Raw genomic sequence first — 17,365 nt, forward strand, 5'->3', positions numbered from 1 at the left:
CGCACTTGTAATGGTTCCTAACTGCGATAAGAATGTTCCGGGTCTTTTAATGGCTGCTGCAAGAATTAATGTACCTACTGTATTCGTAAGCGGCGGTCCAATGCTCGCAGGTCATGTAAAGGGCAAAAAGACAAGCCTTTCAAGTATGTTTGAGGCTGTTGGTGCTTACACAGCAAACAAGATTTCTGCTGAGGAGCTTTGCGAATTTGAGAACAAGGCTTGCCCATCATGCGGTTCTTGCTCAGGTATGTACACAGCAAACAGTATGAACTGCCTTACCGAGGCTATCGGTATGGGTTTACAGGGCAACGGTACAATTCCGGCTGTTTATTCCGAGAGAATCAAGCTTGCAAAGCATGCAGGTATGAAGGTTATGGAATTGCTCGAAAAGAACATTCGCCCACTTGATATTATGACAGAAAAGGCATTTATGAATGCTCTTACAGTTGATATGGCTCTCGGTTGTTCAACAAATACAATGCTTCACCTTCCTGCTATTGCTAAGGAAGCAGGTGTTAAGCTTAACCTTGAAATTGCAAACGAAATCAGTGCAAAAACTCCAAACCTCTGCCACCTTGCTCCTGCGGGTCATACTTATATGGAAGACCTCAACGAAGCAGGCGGTGTATATGCTGTTATGAACGAGCTTACAAAGCTTAATCTTCTTAACACAGATCTTATTACAGCTACAGGCAGGACAGTTGCCGAGAATATTGAGGGCTGCGAGATTAAGGATACAGACATTATCCGCCCTGTTACAAATCCGTACAGCACATCAGGCGGCATCGCTGTGCTCAAGGGCAACCTTGCTCCGGACGGCTGTGTAGTTAAGAGAAGTGCCGTTGCTCCTGAGATGATGCAGCACAAGGGCAACGCAAGAGTATTTGACTGCGAAGAGGACGCTATTGATGCTATCCACGCAGGCAAGATTAATCCGGGTGATGTTGTTGTTATCCGTTACGAAGGTCCTAAGGGTGGTCCGGGTATGAGAGAAATGCTTAACCCAACCTCTGCTATTATGGGCAGCGGTCTTGGCCATTGCGTAGCTCTTATTACAGACGGCCGTTTCTCGGGTGCTACAAGAGGTGCTGCTATCGGTCATATTTCACCGGAGGCAGCAGTCGGCGGTCCTATCGCACTTGTTGAAGAGGGCGATACAATCGAGATTGACATCAACGCAAACACAATTAATTTACTTATTTCTGACGAAGAGTTTGCTAAGCGTAAAGCTGAGTGGAAGCCTCGTCAGCCAAAGATTACAACAGGCTATCTTGCTCGTTATGCAAAGCTTGTAACTTCAGGTGCTCAGGGTGCTGTTCTTGAGTAATTTCTGATTAGTATAATTGCACAAAAAACCTTTCGAATTTTTATGTTTTAAACATTCAGATTTAATAAAATAAGCAATTTGCACAATTAACTCCTTGCCTTATTAGGCAAGGAGTTAATTTTTTAGCTTTCCGCCAAATTTCTATTGTAAGTTTTATACAAATATGCTATAATTAACAAGTAAGTTGATTACTAATTGTCGAAAACGCTAAAGATTTGAATATATATCCCGAAAGGAGTGTTTCTTTTGAAACAATACAATGCAAAAAAAATATTGAACATTGCCCTTGCAGGTCACGGTGGCTGTGGTAAAACATCTGTTGCCGAGAGTATGATATATCTTGCAAAGGCATCTGAAAGACTTGGTAATATTGCAGACGGTAACACCGTTCTTGATTATGACAGCGAAGAAATTAAGCGTCAGACTTCAATTTTAACTTCGGTTGCACCTATTGAATGGAAAAATACCAAAATTAATATTATAGATACCCCCGGTTTGTTCGACTTTGAGGGCGGTGTTGCAGAGGGTATGCGTGCCGCCGACTCAGCACTTATCGTAGTATCGGGCAAAGACGGTGTAAATGTCGGCACAGAAAAGGCTGTTAAGGCTGCCACCAAGGCAGGACTTACAAAGATTTTCTTTGTAAACGGTCTTTGTGACGAAAGTGCCAGATTCTATCGTGTATTTGAGAGCTTAAAGGCTACATTCGGTCCGGCAGTTTGTCCTGTTGTTGTTCCATATATTGTTGACGGTCAGGCAAATACATATGTAAACCTTTTTGATTATAAGGCTTATAAGTATGATACAGACGGCTCTGTTGTGCAAACACCGCTCCCTGATATGGGCGACAGGCTTGAGGGCTTGCGTGAGGCCATTAAAGAGGCTGTTGCAGAAACCAGCGAAGAGCTTCTTGATAAATTTATTATGGGCGAAGAATTTACTCCTGAGGAAATCATTCTCGGTGTAAGCAAGGGCGTTAAGGACGGCACAATCTGCCCTGTATTCTGTGGTGACGCTCATAATACTTTTGCATTTGATCAGTTTTTAAACAGCCTTGTATGGCTTGCTCCAACTGCTGCCGATAAGGGCGAGGAAATTGCTGTTGATGTTGACGGAGAGCCTGTTGAAATCAGCGTAAACGAAAACGCAGCGGCTGCCGCAGTGGTATTCAAAACTGTTGTTGACCCGTTTGTCGGCAAGCTTTCATACATCAAGGTTGTATCGGGCAAGGTAAGTTCTGACACTCCGCTTGTGAATATGAGAACAGGCACACAGGAGAGAATCGGCAAGGTGCTTACAGTTAGAGGTAAAAAGCAGGTAGAAACCGATTATATCGGTGCGGGCGATATTGGTGCAATTCCAAAGCTTGCGTCTGTAAAAACCGGCGACACACTTTGTTCTCCGCTCAGAAAGGTTGTACTTGAGGGTATTGATTATCCTGTATCTTCTTATACAATGGCAATTTATCCTGCTACAAAGGGCGATGAGGATAAGGTTGCACAGGGACTTGCAAAGCTCAGCGAGGAAGACCCTACTATTAAATATGTAACAAATCATGAAACACACGAAATGCTTATTTCGGGTCTTGGTGAACAGCACCTTGATGTAGTAATTTCTAAGCTTAAATCAAAATTCAATGTAGATGCAGTTCTTAAAAAGCAGAAAATCGCATATCGTGAAACCATAAGGAAAAAGGTTTCTGCTCAGGGCAGATATAAAAAACAGTCCGGCGGTCACGGTCAGTTCGGTGATGTTTGGATTGAGTTTGAGCCTTGCGAGAGCGAAGGCCTTGAGTTTGCCGAAAGAGTTGTTGGCGGTGCAGTTCCAAAGAACTTCTTCCCGGCAGTAGAAAAAGGCTTGCGTGACTCAATCAAAAAGGGCGTGCTTGCCGGTTATCCGATGGTAGGTATCAGAGCCACACTTTATGACGGCTCATACCACCCTGTTGATTCATCTGAAATGTCATTTAAAACTGCCGCAAGTATGGCATATAAGAATGGTATTCCAAATGCTTCTCCTACACTTCTTGAGCCAATCGGCTCACTCAAGGTTACATTGCCTGATTCAAATATGGGCGATGTAATGGGTGAGGTAAATAAGCGTAGAGGCAGAGTGCTCGGTATGACTCCTGCCGAGGACAGCGGTATGCAGATTGTTGAGGCAGAAGTGCCGATGGCAGAAATGGACGATTTCGCTACCTATCTTCGTCAGGTAACACAGGGCAGAGGAAGCTTTGAATTTGCTTTTGCAAGATACGAGGACGCTCCTGCCAATGTTGCTCAAAAAATAATTGATAAGGCAAAGGCTGACGCCGAATAAAGAAAAATTTTAATCCCATTGCAGTTTTTTCTGTAATGGGATTTGTTTATCGGTTATTTATCAAGTGTTTCGGTTTTTTAATAGTTGGGGTAAATTATGGTTTTTATTACGAGGAGATAGTTTGCAAAATAATAATTCCCTTGTTCCCGACAATAAATTACGGTCGGGAGTTAAAAACTTTAAATTTGTCTATGCTTTCTGCTCGGACAAAGAAATTTAGGTCGAGCCTTTTTAAAGGCTCGTGGATTTGGGCAACGCCCAAGAAAGCTGTTTTCATTGCAAATTTTCCGACACAAACAGCAACGCTGTTTGTCTGCTAAAGCAATGTTTGACAAAACAGGCGACAGTCTTTTAAAATAAGAAATAATTTATAAATATAAAAAGAATGTCTTTTTTGTTTTGTATTGCTGTCGCAATTATAAAGCTTTTGCCATTGCGTTCAAGCCGCCAAACAGCAGGCTGTTTGGCTATCAAAACCTTGCGTTAGCTTAAAAGTATTGTGGGCTTTGCCCAAACCCACAACCTTTGAAAAAGGTTGACCAAATTTTTATGTCCGAGTATAAAGTCTGTAATAATTCAAGCAAAAAATTCCCGACCGTTGCTAAACCACAATTTTCCCCAACTATTGTCATAGAGCCGCAATTTCTTAATTTGCCAATTTTTACAAAAGCAAAAAGCACCGACTTTTTCAAATCGATGCTTTAACAATCACTTATGAAGATTTAATTTTTCCATAATTTTATCAACGGTTTTTTCGAGGTTTGCCGCATTTTCAAAATCAACTGTTACATCTGCGTACTTCTCGTAAAGCGGTGTTCTCTCTTTAAAAACATCATTAAGATTTTCACCGTCTTTAAAAGCAATTCCTCTTGTTGCCACATTTGTAACTCTGCGTGTGATTTCGTCAATCGGAACATTGATATACACAACAGTACCAATCTTCTTGAGATGCTCCATACCCTCTGCACTAAGCACCATTGAGCCGCCTGTTGCCACAACAGTTTTTTCACATTCAAGCTCTTTGCCTACCTGATTTTCAATCTTTAAAAATGCGTCATAGCCGTCTTCATCAAGTATTCTCTGCAGCTTTTTGCCTGTTTTTTTAGTGATAATCAAGTCTAAATCCACGAATGAATAACCGCTGTATTTTGCAAGCAGAACACCGAGTGTGCTTTTGCCTGAACCCGGCATTCCTATAAGTATAATGTTATTGTTCATATTATAAAATCCTTACATTGAGAGAGTCTGTGCTTGAGGTTGGTGCTGTTCTGTTTGATGAAATTACTACAACAATGTCACCCTTCTTAAAGTAGCCTGTGCTTAAAGCCTTTTCCATTGCCTGCTTAGTAATTGCATCAGAAGTTTTCTTTTCCTCACCGATAAGTGCTGTAATACCCCAGTTAAGGCAAAGCTTTTTACAAACAAGTGATGATGTAACAACCGCAATAATCGGAACATCAGGGCGGAAATGCACCATTGCTCTTGCGACCTTACCTGTTGCACTTTCAACAATAATTGCTCTTGCACCTACCTGATGAGCAATATCTCTTGCCGCTCTGCAAATACTGCCACGAATCGGGTTGCTGTCCGGAACACTGTGATGCTCAATGTAATCCTTGAGTGCTGTGAACTCACCGTTCTGCTCAGCCTCAAAGCAAATAGCGTCAAGAGCCTTAACGCTCTCTACAGGATATTTACCCGCCGCAGACTCGCCCGAAAGCATAACCGCACTTGTGCCATCATATACAGCATTGGCAACATCGCTAATTTCCGCTCTGGTAGGACGAGGTGAAGATGTCATACTCTCAAGCATCTGAGTAGCTGTAATTACATACTTACCTCTTGCAACACATTTTCTGATAAGTGTTTTCTGAATTTCAGGAAGCTTGATAAATGGGATTTCAACGCCCATATCTCCTCTGGCAACCATAATGCCGTCGGCACAATCAATAATAGCGTCCATATCGTCAACACCGCTCTGATTTTCAATCTTTGCGATGATTTCTACATATTCAAAGCCAAGGCTGTCAATAAAATCTCTTAATGTAGCCACATCTTCGTGTGTACGCACAAATGAAGCCGCAACAACATTTGCACCATGAGTAAGACCAAATTCAATATCTTTTCTGTCCTGAGCACTTACATATGGCATATTGATGTGATAGCCTGGAATATTAATGCTCTTTCTGTTTTTGAGTGTACCGCCTTTTTTAACCTTACAAATAATTTCGTTAGGTGTCATACTGTCAACAACGATTGAAATAAGGCCGTCATCTAAAAGCAATTCTCTGCCAATAGCAGTTGCTCCGTCGGCGTTAAACAAATCAACAAGCTTCGGGAAAGAAATTGCAACGCCTGTTTCATCGCCAACCTCTTTATTTTTACAAAGACTGAAAAGCTGATCCTCAACAAGCTCAATGCTGCCGTTTTCAAAGGTACATACTCTTACCTCAGGGCCTTTTGTATCAAGCAAAATTGACACTACCTTGCCACTCTCTGCAATAGCCTCTTTGAGAACTTTAAAAGTGTTTTCCAAATCGTCATATGCACCGTGTGACATATTGATACGAGCAACATTCATACCTGCGTTGATCATTTCAAGCAGAGTTTCTTTGTTGTTGCAAGCAGGACCAATGGTACAAACAATTTTAGTCTTTCTCATAATAACCTCCATATAAAATCAAATACTGTCTTCAATAATACCCAAAATTTCCTTAATTTATATTATATACCATACCTGTAAGTTTTTCAATAAATATTGTGTAAAATTATAATTTGATTATGGAATTTTATGCCTAAATACAAAAAGGTTCTGTTTTAAATGTTGAGGTAATATTGATAAATTATGGTTTTTATTACGAGAAGATAGTTTGCTAAATAATAGTTTTCTTGTTCCCGACAATGACTTAGTAATGGTCGGGAATTAAAAGTATTAAGATCGCCTATGCTTTCTGCTCGGACAAAAAAATTTAGGTCGAGCCTTTTTAAAGGCTCGTAGGTTTGGGCAAAGCCCAAAAAAGTTGTTTTCATAGCAAATTTTCAAGCACAAACAGCAACGCTGTTTGTGTGTTAAAGCAAGGTTTGATAAAACAGGCGATAGCCTTTTAAAAGAAATACTTCATTAACAAATAATAAAGAAAAATGGTTTTTTTTGATGCTGTCGCAATTATAAGGATTTCACTGTTGTGTTCAAGCCGCCAAACAGCAGGCTGTTTGGCTATCAGAAATTTACGTAATCAAAAAGTATTGTGGGCTTTGCCCACACCCACAACCTTTGAAAAAGGTTGATCAAATTTTTTTGTTTTGAAAAAGTAAAATCGACAACCCAATTTTTAGATTCACCAAACATTTAGAATACTCCTGTTTCTCTTGACTAACTTTATTATACTGTGCTAAATTATTGTTAATGCCATTTTATGGCTTAATAAAAATTAAGTGGTGTTTTAGTTGCTGGATTTTATACTTTCAAAATTCATAAAAAATTATGACGATACAAAAAATCCACAGGTTCGCACAGCCTGTGGTAATTTTTCGGGTGTGCTTGGAATTATTCTGAACTTGATTTTATTTGGAGCAAAACTCCTTTCAGGTATTCTGACCGCCTCAATTTCTGTAACGGCAGACGCTTTCAACAACCTTTCCGACGCAGGCAGCTCGGTAGTAACCTTTTTAGGCTTCAAGCTTGCAAGCAGACCTGCTGACGAGGAACATCCGTACGGACACGGCAGATACGAATATGTCGCAGGACTGGGCATTTCATGTGCAATCGTGCTTGTGGGTGCAGAGCTTTTGAAGTCATCTATAGAAAAGATAATTACCCCTGAGGACGGCACAGCAATTACCTTGCTTTCAATTTTCATTTTAATCGGCTCAATCTGCGTAAAGCTGTGGATGTTTTTCTTTAACAGAGCAATGTCAAAGAAAATTTCCTCATCAACTCTAAAGGCAACCGCAATGGACTCACTCACAGACTGCATTGCAACTTCGGTAGTCCTCATCGGCTTGGGTATCTCAGCTGTGACAGGTGTAAATATTGACGGTTGGCTTGGCTGTGCTGTAGCAGGATTTATTCTTTACACAGGTATAAGCACCTTTAAAGAGAGCCTTTCGCCATTGCTTGGCAACACCCCCGACCCTGAATTTGTTGATGAAATCAGAGAAACTGTGCTGTCAACAGAATTGATTACAGGTATTCACGATTTGCTTATTCACGATTACGGTCCGGGAAGATGTATAATTTCTTTCCACGCAGAAGTGCCGTATGATGTAGATATTATGAAGGCTCACGATGTTATCGACAGGCTTGAGCAGAAAATTCAGAAGGAGCATAATTGTATAGTGACAATTCATATGGACCCGATTGCGGTTTCTGACGAATATACTATTGAATTAAAAGAGAAAATCACAGAGTCACTTGCCGATATTGACTCCGCACTCAGCTTGCACGATTTCAGAATTGTTAAGGGCGAGGAACAGCAGAGAGTGCTTTTTGACCTTGTTGTACCTCCTGAATGTAAACTGAAAGAGGCAGATGCATTAATTGCCGTCAAGAAAAAAATTGCTCAGATAGACACAAAACTTGTGCCTATGATACACATAGATAAAATCTGCCTTGAATGTGGCGGTAATATAAAAATTTAAGCGTAAAAGCAATCAGGCTGAATTTTGCTGCTTGATTGCTTTTTGCTTTGCTTTAGTGGGTTTGTTATGGCAGTTTAATAACAATATACAAGATATTGTGGTGTGCATGGCAAGTGGTCACATATTATAGAAAATTTTTGTAATATTCTAATTTGCAATTATCCTAAAAAAATTGCTCAAATTAAACAAATAATAAAATCTGTTTTTGTCAGTTTGCCGATTGAATAAAGCTTTAGTTTGTGATAGAATAAAGCTTGTGTTCGACTGTATGTGTACCACAACATATAGTTGAACTTAATAAAATAATAACTACATATTGAAGATATAGTAATAATGAATGTGGGAGGAACAGAAATGATAACAAAAATTATTAAGCGTGACGGACGAGAAGCAAATTTTGACTTGGAAAAAATAACACAAGCCATTTATAAGGCTGCTCAGGCAATCGGCGGTAATGATTACGAGGCTGCAAAGGCTCTTGCAATACAGGTAAGCGACTTGCTTGAAGAAAAGTGTGGAGATAAAGCCCCTACCGTTGAGCAGGCACAGGATGCCGTTGAAAAGGTACTCATTGAGAACGGCCACGCAAGAACAGCCAAGGAATATATCCTTTATCGTGCAGAGCGTACAAGAGTTCGTGAAATGAACACAAAGCTTATGAAGATTTATGAGGATCTTACTTTTAAATCAGCTAAGGACAACGATGTTAAGCGTGAAAATGCAAACATTGACGGCGATACAGCTATGGGCACAATGCTCAAGTACGGCTCAGAGGGTGCAAAGCAGTTCAACGAGATGTATATTCTTGACCCTAAGTATTCAAAGGCTCATCGTGACGGTGATATTCATATTCACGACCTTGATTTCTTTACTCTCACAACAACCTGTTGCCAGATTGACCTTGTAAGCCTTTTTAAGGGTGGTTTTTCAACAGGTCACGGCTATTTAAGAGAGCCAAATGATATTGCATCTTACTCAGCACTTGCTTGTATTGCAATTCAGTCTAACCAGAACGACCAGCACGGCGGTCAGAGTGTGCCAAACTTTGACTACTCAATGGCTCCCGGTGTTAAAAAAACATACAGAAAGCGTTACAGAATTAACCTTGAAAGAGCTATTGAGCTTTTGACAGATGTTGAAGATCCTGATGCTACAGTAAAGGAAATCTGCGAGAAAGCAGAAGAGGCAAGCGGTGAGTGGCCAACACTCGAAAATCAGACACCAAATTATAAAAAGGAAGAGCTTGCTTTACTTAAAGAAAAATTTGAGAATAAGATTGCAGAGAAAATTCAGCGTTTTGCATTCAAGCACGCTGAGGCGGAAACTGACAAGGCAACATTCCAGGCTATGGAAGCACTTATCCACAACCTCAACACTATGCACTCAAGAGCAGGTGCTCAGATTCCGTTCAGCTCACTTAACTATGGTACAGACACTTCTCCTGAGGGCAGACTTGTTATGAAAAACCTCCTTTATGCTACTGAAAGAGGTCTTGGCAACGGCGAAACTCCAATCTTCCCAATTCAAATTTTCAAAGTAAAAGAGGGCATTAACTACAATCCTGAGGATAAGAACTACGATTTGTACAAGCTTTCTATGAGAGTTTCTGCAAAAAGACTTTTCCCTAACTTCTCATTCATTGACGCTCCATACAACCTCCAGTATTACAAGCCGGGTCATCCTGAAACTGAGGTTGCATATATGGGTTGCCGTACAAGAGTTATGGGCAATGTTTATGACCCTGACAGAGAAATTACTTACGGCAGAGGTAATTTAAGCTTTACTTCAATCAACCTCCCAAGACTTGCTATTCTTTCAAACAAGAATATTGATTTCTTCTTTGAACAGCTCGACAGAATGTGTGACCTCGTTGTTGGTCAGCTCCTTGAGCGTTTTGAAATTCAGTGTCAGAAGCTTGTCAGAAACTATCCGTTCCTTATGGGACAGGGCATTTGGCTCGACAGTGACAAGCTGACACCTAACGATTCTGTAAGAGAAGTATTAAAGCATGGCTCACTCACAATCGGTTTTATCGGTCTTGCAGAGTGTCTTGTTGTTCTTACAGGTAAGCACCATGGTGAAAGCGAAACTTCTCAGAAGCTTGGTCTTGAGATCGTTGGTTATATGAGAAAGAAAATGAACGAAGCTACTGAGAAATATAAGCTCAACTTCGGTGTTATCGGCACTCCTGCCGAAGGTTTGTCAGGCAGATTTGTAAGAATTGATAAAAAGCGTTTCGGCATTATTCCCGGTGTTACAGACAGAGAGTACTACACAAACTCATTCCATGTACCTGTTTATTACAATATTTCTGCTTTTGACAAGATTAAGATTGAAGCACCTTACCATAATCTTACAAACGGCGGTCATATCTCATATATTGAGCTTGACGGTGATCCGTCACAGAACATTGACGCATTCGAGGCTGTTATCCGTTGTATGAAAGAGAGCGGAATTGGTTACGGTGCAATCAACCACCCTGTTGATCGTGACCCTGTTTGTGGTCATACAGGTATTATTGGTGACTATTGCCCACAGTGTGGAAGAAAAGAAACCAAGAACGGTCAGGGCTTTGAGCGTATCCGCAGAATTACAGGCTACCTTGTAGGCACAACAGAGCGTTTTAATAACGCAAAGGCTGCCGAAGTAAGAGATAGGGTAAAGCACTCTGTTTCTGAATGTTGCAGTATGGAAGACTTTTCAGATGATATTACAGCATAATTATGAGTAAAGATATTTTAAGACTTTCGGGTGTTATAAAAAACAGTATAGTTGACGGTCCGGGCTTTAGGCTTACAGTCTTTTGCCAGGGCTGTCCTCATCATTGTGAAGGCTGCCATAACGAAAAGACATGGGACTTTAGCGGCGGTTTTGACGGCAAGGTTGAGAAGATTATCAATGTTGCAAAGTCACTTCCTCTTTTGCAGGGACTTACATTTTCGGGTGGCGAACCGTTTTGTCAGGCAGAGGCATTTGCCGAGCTTGGCAGACTCGCACACGAGAACGGATATAATGTAGTTACATACACAGGCTATACCTACGAAAAACTGCTTGAGGGAGCAAAGAAACACCCTGAGTGGATCAATTTGTTAAAGCAGACTGATTATCTGATTGACGGCAGATTTATTCTTGAAGAAAAAAGCCTTATGCTAAAATTCAGAGGCAGCCGAAATCAGCGTATAATTGATGTTAAGAAAAGCCTTGAAAGTAATACAGTAGTTGAAAATTATGATATATAAATAAAACCTGCGTTGTTGAGTATAACGCAGGTTTTGTGTTTTGTTGGTTTTTATTAAAAGGGTTCTTAATCAAATGTTGGGGTAAATTATGGTTTAGCAACGGTCGGGAAATTTTCTTTGAATCAGCACAGACTTTATACTCGAAAATAAAAATTTGGTCAACCTTTTTCAAAGGTTGTGGGTGTGGGCAAAGCCCACAATACTTTAAACTAACGCAAGGCTCTGATAGCCAAACAGCCTGCTGTTTGGCGGCTTGAACACAATAGTGAAAGCTTTATAACTGCGACAGCAACAAGAAAAACCATTCATTATATATTGAAAAAAGTAATTATTTCTTTTATAAAAGGCTGTCGTCTGTTTTGTCAAATCTTGCTTTAGCACACAAACAGCGTTGCTGTTTGTGCCTGAAAATTTGCAATAAATACAACTTTTCTTGGGCTTTGCCCAAACCCACGAGCCTTTAAAAAGGCTCGACCTAAATTTTAAAATTATTTGTTTTAAACTGTGTACTAACCCGTAATAAACAAAATACGGACTGCACACAAAATGCAGTCCGTAAATATTTGAATTATGTGATTTGATTATTTAATAGCCTCAAAAGCTTCCTGTAAGTCAAAGAGAATATCGTCAATATGCTCTGTACCGATTGAAAGACGAATTGTGTTTGGCTTAATGCCCTGCTCTGCAAGCTCCTGCTCATTGAGCTGTGAGTGTGTAGTTGAAGCCGGGTGAATAGCAAGTGACTTAACATCTGCTACATTTGCAAGAAGTGAGAATACCTGGAGATTATCAATGAACTTCTTAGCGTCTTCTTCTGTACCCTTGATTTCAAAAGTAAAGATTGAACCACCGCCGTTAGGGAAGTACTTGTCATAAAGTGCCTTATATGGTGAGTTTGGAAGTGATGGGTGGTTCACACTCTCAACTTGTGGATGATTTACAAGGAATTCAAGAACTTTCTTTGTGTTTTCTACATGACGCTCAACACGGAGTGAAAGTGTTTCAAGACCCTGTAAGAAGATGAATGCGTGGAAAGGAGAGATTGTAGCACCTGTATCACGAAGAAGAATTGCTCTGATGTATGTTACAAAAGCAGCACCCGGAGCAGCCTGTGTAAATACAGCACCGTGGTATGATGGGTTTGGCTCTGCAAACTGTGGGAACTTGCCTGAAGCAGCCCAGTCAAACTTACCGCTCTCAATAATTACACCGCCGATTGCTGTGCCATGACCGCCGATGAACTTTGTAGCTGAGTGAACAACAATATCTGCACCGTACTCAAATGGTCTTACAAGGTAAGGTGTTGCAAATGTGCTGTCAACAACGAGTGGAATGTTGTGTGCGTGTGCAATCTTAGCGAGAGCCTCAATATCAATAAGGTTAGCGTTTGGATTGCCTAAAGTTTCAATGTAAAGAGCCTTTGTGTTCTCATCAATAGCGTTCTCAAATGCACCATCTTCGTCCGGGTCAACAAATGTTGTTGTAATGCCGTAAGCCGGAAGTGTGTGCTCAAGAAGGTTATATGTGCCGCCGTAGATTGTCTTAGCAGCTACGATGTTTTCGCCTGCTTTAGCAAGAGCCTGAATTGTATATGCGATTGCAGCTGCACCGGAAGCTACTGCAAGAGCAGCTGTACCACCCTCAAGAGCTGCAATTCTCTGTTCAAAAATATCTTCTGTAGGGTTTGTAAGTCTGCCGTAAATGTTGCCTGCATCTTTAAGTGCAAAGCGGTCAGCAGCGTGCTGGCTGTTGTGGAATACATAAGAAGTAGTTGCGTAAATCGGAACTGCTCTTGCGTCTGTTACTGGGTCTGCTGATTCCTGTCCTACATGAAGCTGAAGTGTTTCAAAGTGTAATTTTCTATCTTTTAATGTGCTCATTTTATTTACCTCTTTCAAAAATTAATTTAGTTTGTTATAATGTTATAATAAAGATGTTGTAGTAGTTTTTGCTGTATCAACAACAGCAGTCTGAGGTACTGCACATTCGTCCGTATCGGTAGTTTTGTCTTAAAAGGTTTACAAATAATAGAAGCATTAGAATTCTCCTTTGCTAAAACTTACTAATTACATAGGTTTAATGTGATTGTATATTATCATATAATTTAACGGTTGTCAATACTATTTTTAAAATTTCTTAAAATATATTTGTTTAGTAGGTTTTTAAAGCAATATTTGCCATTTTTACAACATATTTGCAGTATTATGGATTATGTATATTATATTAATGATAAATAAAACATAAATCGGTTAAAAAACAACTTGAAAACCTACTAAATATATGTTATTATTATGTTATAGATAAATGCTATGATTTTTGCAAATATTTAGAAAAAGGTGGTGTTAATTTGAAGATTTCAACAAAGGGAAGATACGCATTACGAATGCTTATAGATTTGGCAATGCACCAGAATGACGGTTATATTGCACTTAAAGATATTGCGGCTCGTCAGAATATTTCAAAAAAGTATCTTGAGCAGATTATGCCTATTCTTAATAAAGCTGATGTGTTACTTACAAACAGAGGTTTTCAGGGTGGATACCGCCTTGCAAGAACTCCTGACCAATATACAGTAGGAGAAATTCTGCGTATAACAGAAGGAAGCCTTGCTCCGGTTGCCTGTCTTGACCACGACCCAAACACTTGCCCTATGAGTGATGAGTGTATTACATTGCCTGTATGGCAGGGTCTTAATGAGGTTATCACAAAATATCTTGATGGTATTACAATTCAGGATATTATCGACCGTCAGGCAGAGAGCATTGGCAATGACTATGTAATCTGATTAAAAATAGCGTTATAGAAGAATCTAAAAGCCATCTTTGATTTGTGTCAAAGATGGCTTTGTGTTTGAATAGTTAATCAAAATAATCTCCGATTGGTGAAGTATTGTACTGCTTTTTTATTTCAACAACAATCGAGCCGTTTTCTTTTTGAGTTTCAGATAAAATTTTATATTTTGCACCACTTTTATCTAATTGCATTTTATATTTTTCGTACTCCTGTTTAATTAGGTTTTTTGCATATTCTGTTGTAACTCCATCATGATTTGAAAAACAAAGTGTTTGAATAATGCAAGCGGATTTAATTCGTTTCATAAATAGTTACCTCTCTTTAGCGTCATATCTCAAAATATCGTTCTGTATTGTGCATTTCCTATTGCACATTTCTTATTTTAACAATAAATTTTAAAAGTTTCAAAAGGCATTTTTTACAATGTTTATGTTGTAAAATATAATATGCTATCTACAAAATCGGATAAATTTTAGATATTGAAATAAAAAATATAACCATTTATCATGATATAAAGTTTGTGCTAATTCAAACAAAATTTTCCGGCCGTTTCTAAACCATAATTTACCCCAACTATTCAAAATAGCCCATAAAAATAACATACCTCCAAATTAACAAGTTTAATTCTGAGGTCTGTTAAAAATACTACAGGGGATAGATGTTAAATTATTTATCTGAGAACATTGGAGTTGAAAGGTAACGGTCGCCTGTGTCAGGAAGAAGTGCTACGATTACCTTACCCTTATTCTCAGGACGCTTTGCAAGCTGAGTTGCCGCATACACTGCCGCACCTGAAGAAATACCTACAAGTACACCCTCTGTACGAGCAATAGCCTTGCCGGTTTCAAAAGCAGCTTCGTTCTCAACTGCAAAGATTTCATCATATACATTAGTATCAAGTGTTTCAGGAACAAAGCCTGCACCGATACCCTGAATTTTATGAGGGCCTGCAACACCCTTTGAAAGTACAGGTGAAGTAGCAGGTTCAACTGCAACAATCTTAACATTTGGGTTCTTTGATTTAAGGTACTTGCCAACGCCTGTTACAGTACCGCCTGTGCCAACACCGGCAACAAAAATATCAACCTTACCGTCTGTGTCCTCCCAAATCTCCGGGCCTGTTGTAGCAAAGTGAGCGGCAGGGTTAGCCTGGTTTACAAACTGACCCGGAATAAAGCTGTGCGGAATTTCTTTTGCAAGCTCATCAGCCTTTGCAATAGCACCCTTCATACCCTTTGCACCGTCTGTAAGTACAAGCTCAGCACCGTATGCTTTAAGAAGATTTCTGCGTTCAACGCTCATTGTTTCAGGCATTGTAAGAATAATTCTGTAGCCTCTTGCCGCAGCTACTGCCGCAAGACCAATACCTGTGTTGCCACTTGTAGGTTCAATAATTACTGAATCTGCTGTAAGCAAACCCTTTTCCTCTGCGTCATCAATCATTGCCTTTGCAACTCTGTCCTTAACGCTTCCTGCAGGATTAAAATATTCAAGCTTTGCAAGTACAGGAGTGTTAAGCTCCTGAGCAGCCGAGTAATTGTTGAGTTTCATAATTGGTGTTCTGCCAATGAGGTCAGTAATTTTCTCGTAAATTTTCATATTGCATTCTCCTTTATAATAAAATGTATAGTGATTTCCGTAATTAATTCAATTCTTATTAAACCTACATAAATTATAGGTATTATTATAGCACCGGCATTTTCGGTTGTCAACACTTTAAATTAAAAATATTAAAAAATAAAATAAAAACTTGCTTTTTTCCTTATATTCAATGTGCATAGAATTTAAGAAATATTTTTTACATACAATTACGTAAATATAATTGCAATTTTTTACAATATATGATAAAATTACTGCAATAATAAGCAAATGCTTATGCTCACAATTAAAAGGAGGGTATATAATTTTGAGAAAATGTTTTTCAATTGTACTCACTGTTCTTATGGCAATAATCGCATTGACGGCTATTCCGTCAGCTAATGCGGCGGTTATTGAAAACAGTCAGTTGGTACATACAAATCAATCAGCAGATTTAGGAATACCACCACTTGACTTTGGTGATTCAAACGACTATGACAGCGGTGGCTCTGATTGGGGCGGCAGCTCAGACTGGGGCGGAAGTTCCGACTGGGGAGATAGCTCGGATTACAGCAGTTCAGGCAGTAGTGGTGGAAATCTTGGCTTTGGCGGTACTGTAGCAGTAATTGTTGTAATTATTGTTATTGCAATAATTTGTAGTGTAAGCTCAAAATCTAAAAAGAATGGCGGCTCTACAACTGTTGGCAGATCTCAGACAATTCAGCAGTCAGCAGGCAGAAATGTTACTCTTCCTGACCGTACAGCTCAAATTTCTGACCTTATCAAACAGAACGACCCGAACTTCTCGGCAGAGGACTTCCTTTCATTCTCAAGATATGTATATGTTACAATTCAGGATGCGTGGAGCAAGCGTGACCTGACACCTGTACGCATTTATCTTCATGATAACCTTTATAATCAGACTCAGAAGCAGATTGAGCGTAAAATTGCAAACGGCGTAATTAACAAGATTGAAAATGTTGCCGTAAGCACAGCTTATCTCACAGCTTATCGCAGAGATAAGGAGTTTGAGTATGTTACAGTTTACCTCAATGCCCGTCTTACAGACTATGAGATAAACGAAAAGACAGGTCAGGTTCTTCGTGGTGACCCTAATGCAAGATATGAGCTGAGATATGCACTTCGCTTTGCCCGTAACTCAGGCATTAAGACTACAAGTGCAAACACTCAGACTCTCAAGTCGCACAGCTGTCCAAACTGCGGTGCTCCTCTTGAGATGTCAAGCTCAGGCAAGTGTGAATACTGCGGCAGTACAATTACAACAGGTCAGTATTCATGGGTACTCAGCGAGTATTCTTCAATCAGAAACGATACAGTTGATCAGGGCATTTATATTGAAAAAGACAACAATGCTCAGAACAATCCAAATAATCGCCAGTAATTTTTAATGCTGTCAGGGGCTGAGGGATTCCTCAGCCCCGTTTTGTTAATATTGAATAATTGCAAA

12 protein-coding genes are annotated in these 17,365 nt (G+C 39.7%); 7 read left to right on the forward strand and 5 right to left on the reverse strand.

Going from position 1 to position 17,365, the window contains the following annotated elements; genetic code table 11:
• Window positions 1–1,327: dihydroxy-acid dehydratase (ilvD, locus tag ACJMMI_RS01710; protein ID WP_405352920.1), on the forward strand; the 1,327-nt coding region annotated here is incomplete at its 5' end.
• A 246-nt stretch (window positions 1,328–1,573) separates the two neighbouring features.
• Window positions 1,574–3,646, forward strand: coding sequence for an elongation factor G (locus ACJMMI_RS01715; RefSeq protein ID WP_405352922.1), 2,073 nt, complete (start codon window positions 1,574–1,576; stop codon window positions 3,644–3,646).
• A gap of 708 nt (window positions 3,647–4,354) precedes the next feature.
• On the opposite strand, the gene ACJMMI_RS01720 is transcribed toward ACJMMI_RS01715, so the two are convergent.
• Entirely contained in the window at window positions 4,355–4,864 is a 510-nt protein-coding gene (locus tag ACJMMI_RS01720) for a shikimate kinase (protein ID WP_405352924.1), read from the reverse strand.
• 1 nt (window position 4,865) lies between these two features.
• Window positions 4,866–6,308 carry a pyruvate kinase gene (gene pyk / locus ACJMMI_RS01725; RefSeq protein ID WP_405352926.1) on the reverse strand — a complete coding sequence of 481 codons (1,443 nt, stop codon included), beginning with the start codon at window positions 6,306–6,308 and terminating at the stop codon, window positions 4,866–4,868.
• Between the two features lie 785 nt (window positions 6,309–7,093).
• On the opposite strand from pyk, the gene ACJMMI_RS01730 reads away from it, so the two are divergent.
• The 3 genes from ACJMMI_RS01730 to nrdG all read left to right on the forward strand — a co-directional run bounded on the left by ACJMMI_RS01730 (window position 7,094) and on the right by nrdG (window position 11,526).
• The gene (locus ACJMMI_RS01730) at window positions 7,094–8,287 is read left to right on the forward strand and encodes a cation diffusion facilitator family transporter (protein ID WP_405352928.1); all 1,194 of its coding nucleotides are present in this window, start codon (window positions 7,094–7,096) and stop codon (window positions 8,285–8,287) included.
• A gap of 354 nt (window positions 8,288–8,641) precedes the next feature.
• Complete coding sequence (locus ACJMMI_RS01735; protein ID WP_405352930.1) at window positions 8,642–11,008, forward strand: anaerobic ribonucleoside triphosphate reductase; 2,367 nt, start codon at window positions 8,642–8,644, stop codon at window positions 11,006–11,008.
• Between the two features lie 2 nt (window positions 11,009–11,010).
• Entirely contained in the window at window positions 11,011–11,526 is a 516-nt protein-coding gene (gene nrdG / locus ACJMMI_RS01740; RefSeq protein ID WP_405352932.1) for an anaerobic ribonucleoside-triphosphate reductase activating protein, read from the forward strand.
• Between the two features lie 581 nt (window positions 11,527–12,107).
• Here the strand turns inward: nrdG and ACJMMI_RS01745 are convergent.
• Window positions 12,108–13,406: an O-acetylhomoserine aminocarboxypropyltransferase/cysteine synthase family protein gene (locus ACJMMI_RS01745; protein WP_302704497.1), complete on the reverse strand. Its 1,299-nt coding sequence runs from the start codon at window positions 13,404–13,406 to the stop codon at window positions 12,108–12,110.
• 467 nt (window positions 13,407–13,873) lie between these two features.
• Between ACJMMI_RS01745 and ACJMMI_RS01750 the strand changes: the two genes are divergently transcribed.
• The gene (locus ACJMMI_RS01750) at window positions 13,874–14,311 is read left to right on the forward strand and encodes an RrF2 family transcriptional regulator (protein WP_405352933.1); all 438 of its coding nucleotides are present in this window, start codon (window positions 13,874–13,876) and stop codon (window positions 14,309–14,311) included.
• 73 nt (window positions 14,312–14,384) lie between these two features.
• Here the strand turns inward: ACJMMI_RS01750 and ACJMMI_RS01755 are convergent, their stop codons facing one another.
• Entirely contained in the window at window positions 14,385–14,624 is a 240-nt protein-coding gene (locus tag ACJMMI_RS01755) for a hypothetical protein (RefSeq protein WP_405352934.1), read from the reverse strand.
• A gap of 361 nt (window positions 14,625–14,985) precedes the next feature.
• The gene (gene cysK, locus ACJMMI_RS01760; RefSeq protein ID WP_405352936.1) at window positions 14,986–15,918 is read right to left on the reverse strand and encodes a cysteine synthase A; all 933 of its coding nucleotides are present in this window, start codon (window positions 15,916–15,918) and stop codon (window positions 14,986–14,988) included.
• 307 nt (window positions 15,919–16,225) lie between these two features.
• Between cysK and ACJMMI_RS01765 the strand changes: the two genes are divergently transcribed.
• Window positions 16,226–17,299: a TIM44-like domain-containing protein gene (locus ACJMMI_RS01765; RefSeq protein ID WP_405352938.1), complete on the forward strand. Its 1,074-nt coding sequence runs from the start codon at window positions 16,226–16,228 to the stop codon at window positions 17,297–17,299.
• Window positions 17,300–17,365: the final 66 nt, after the last annotated feature.

This window comes from Ruminococcus sp. (assembly GCF_045129435.1).
GTDB lineage: Bacteria > Bacillota > Clostridia > Oscillospirales > Acutalibacteraceae > Ruminococcoides.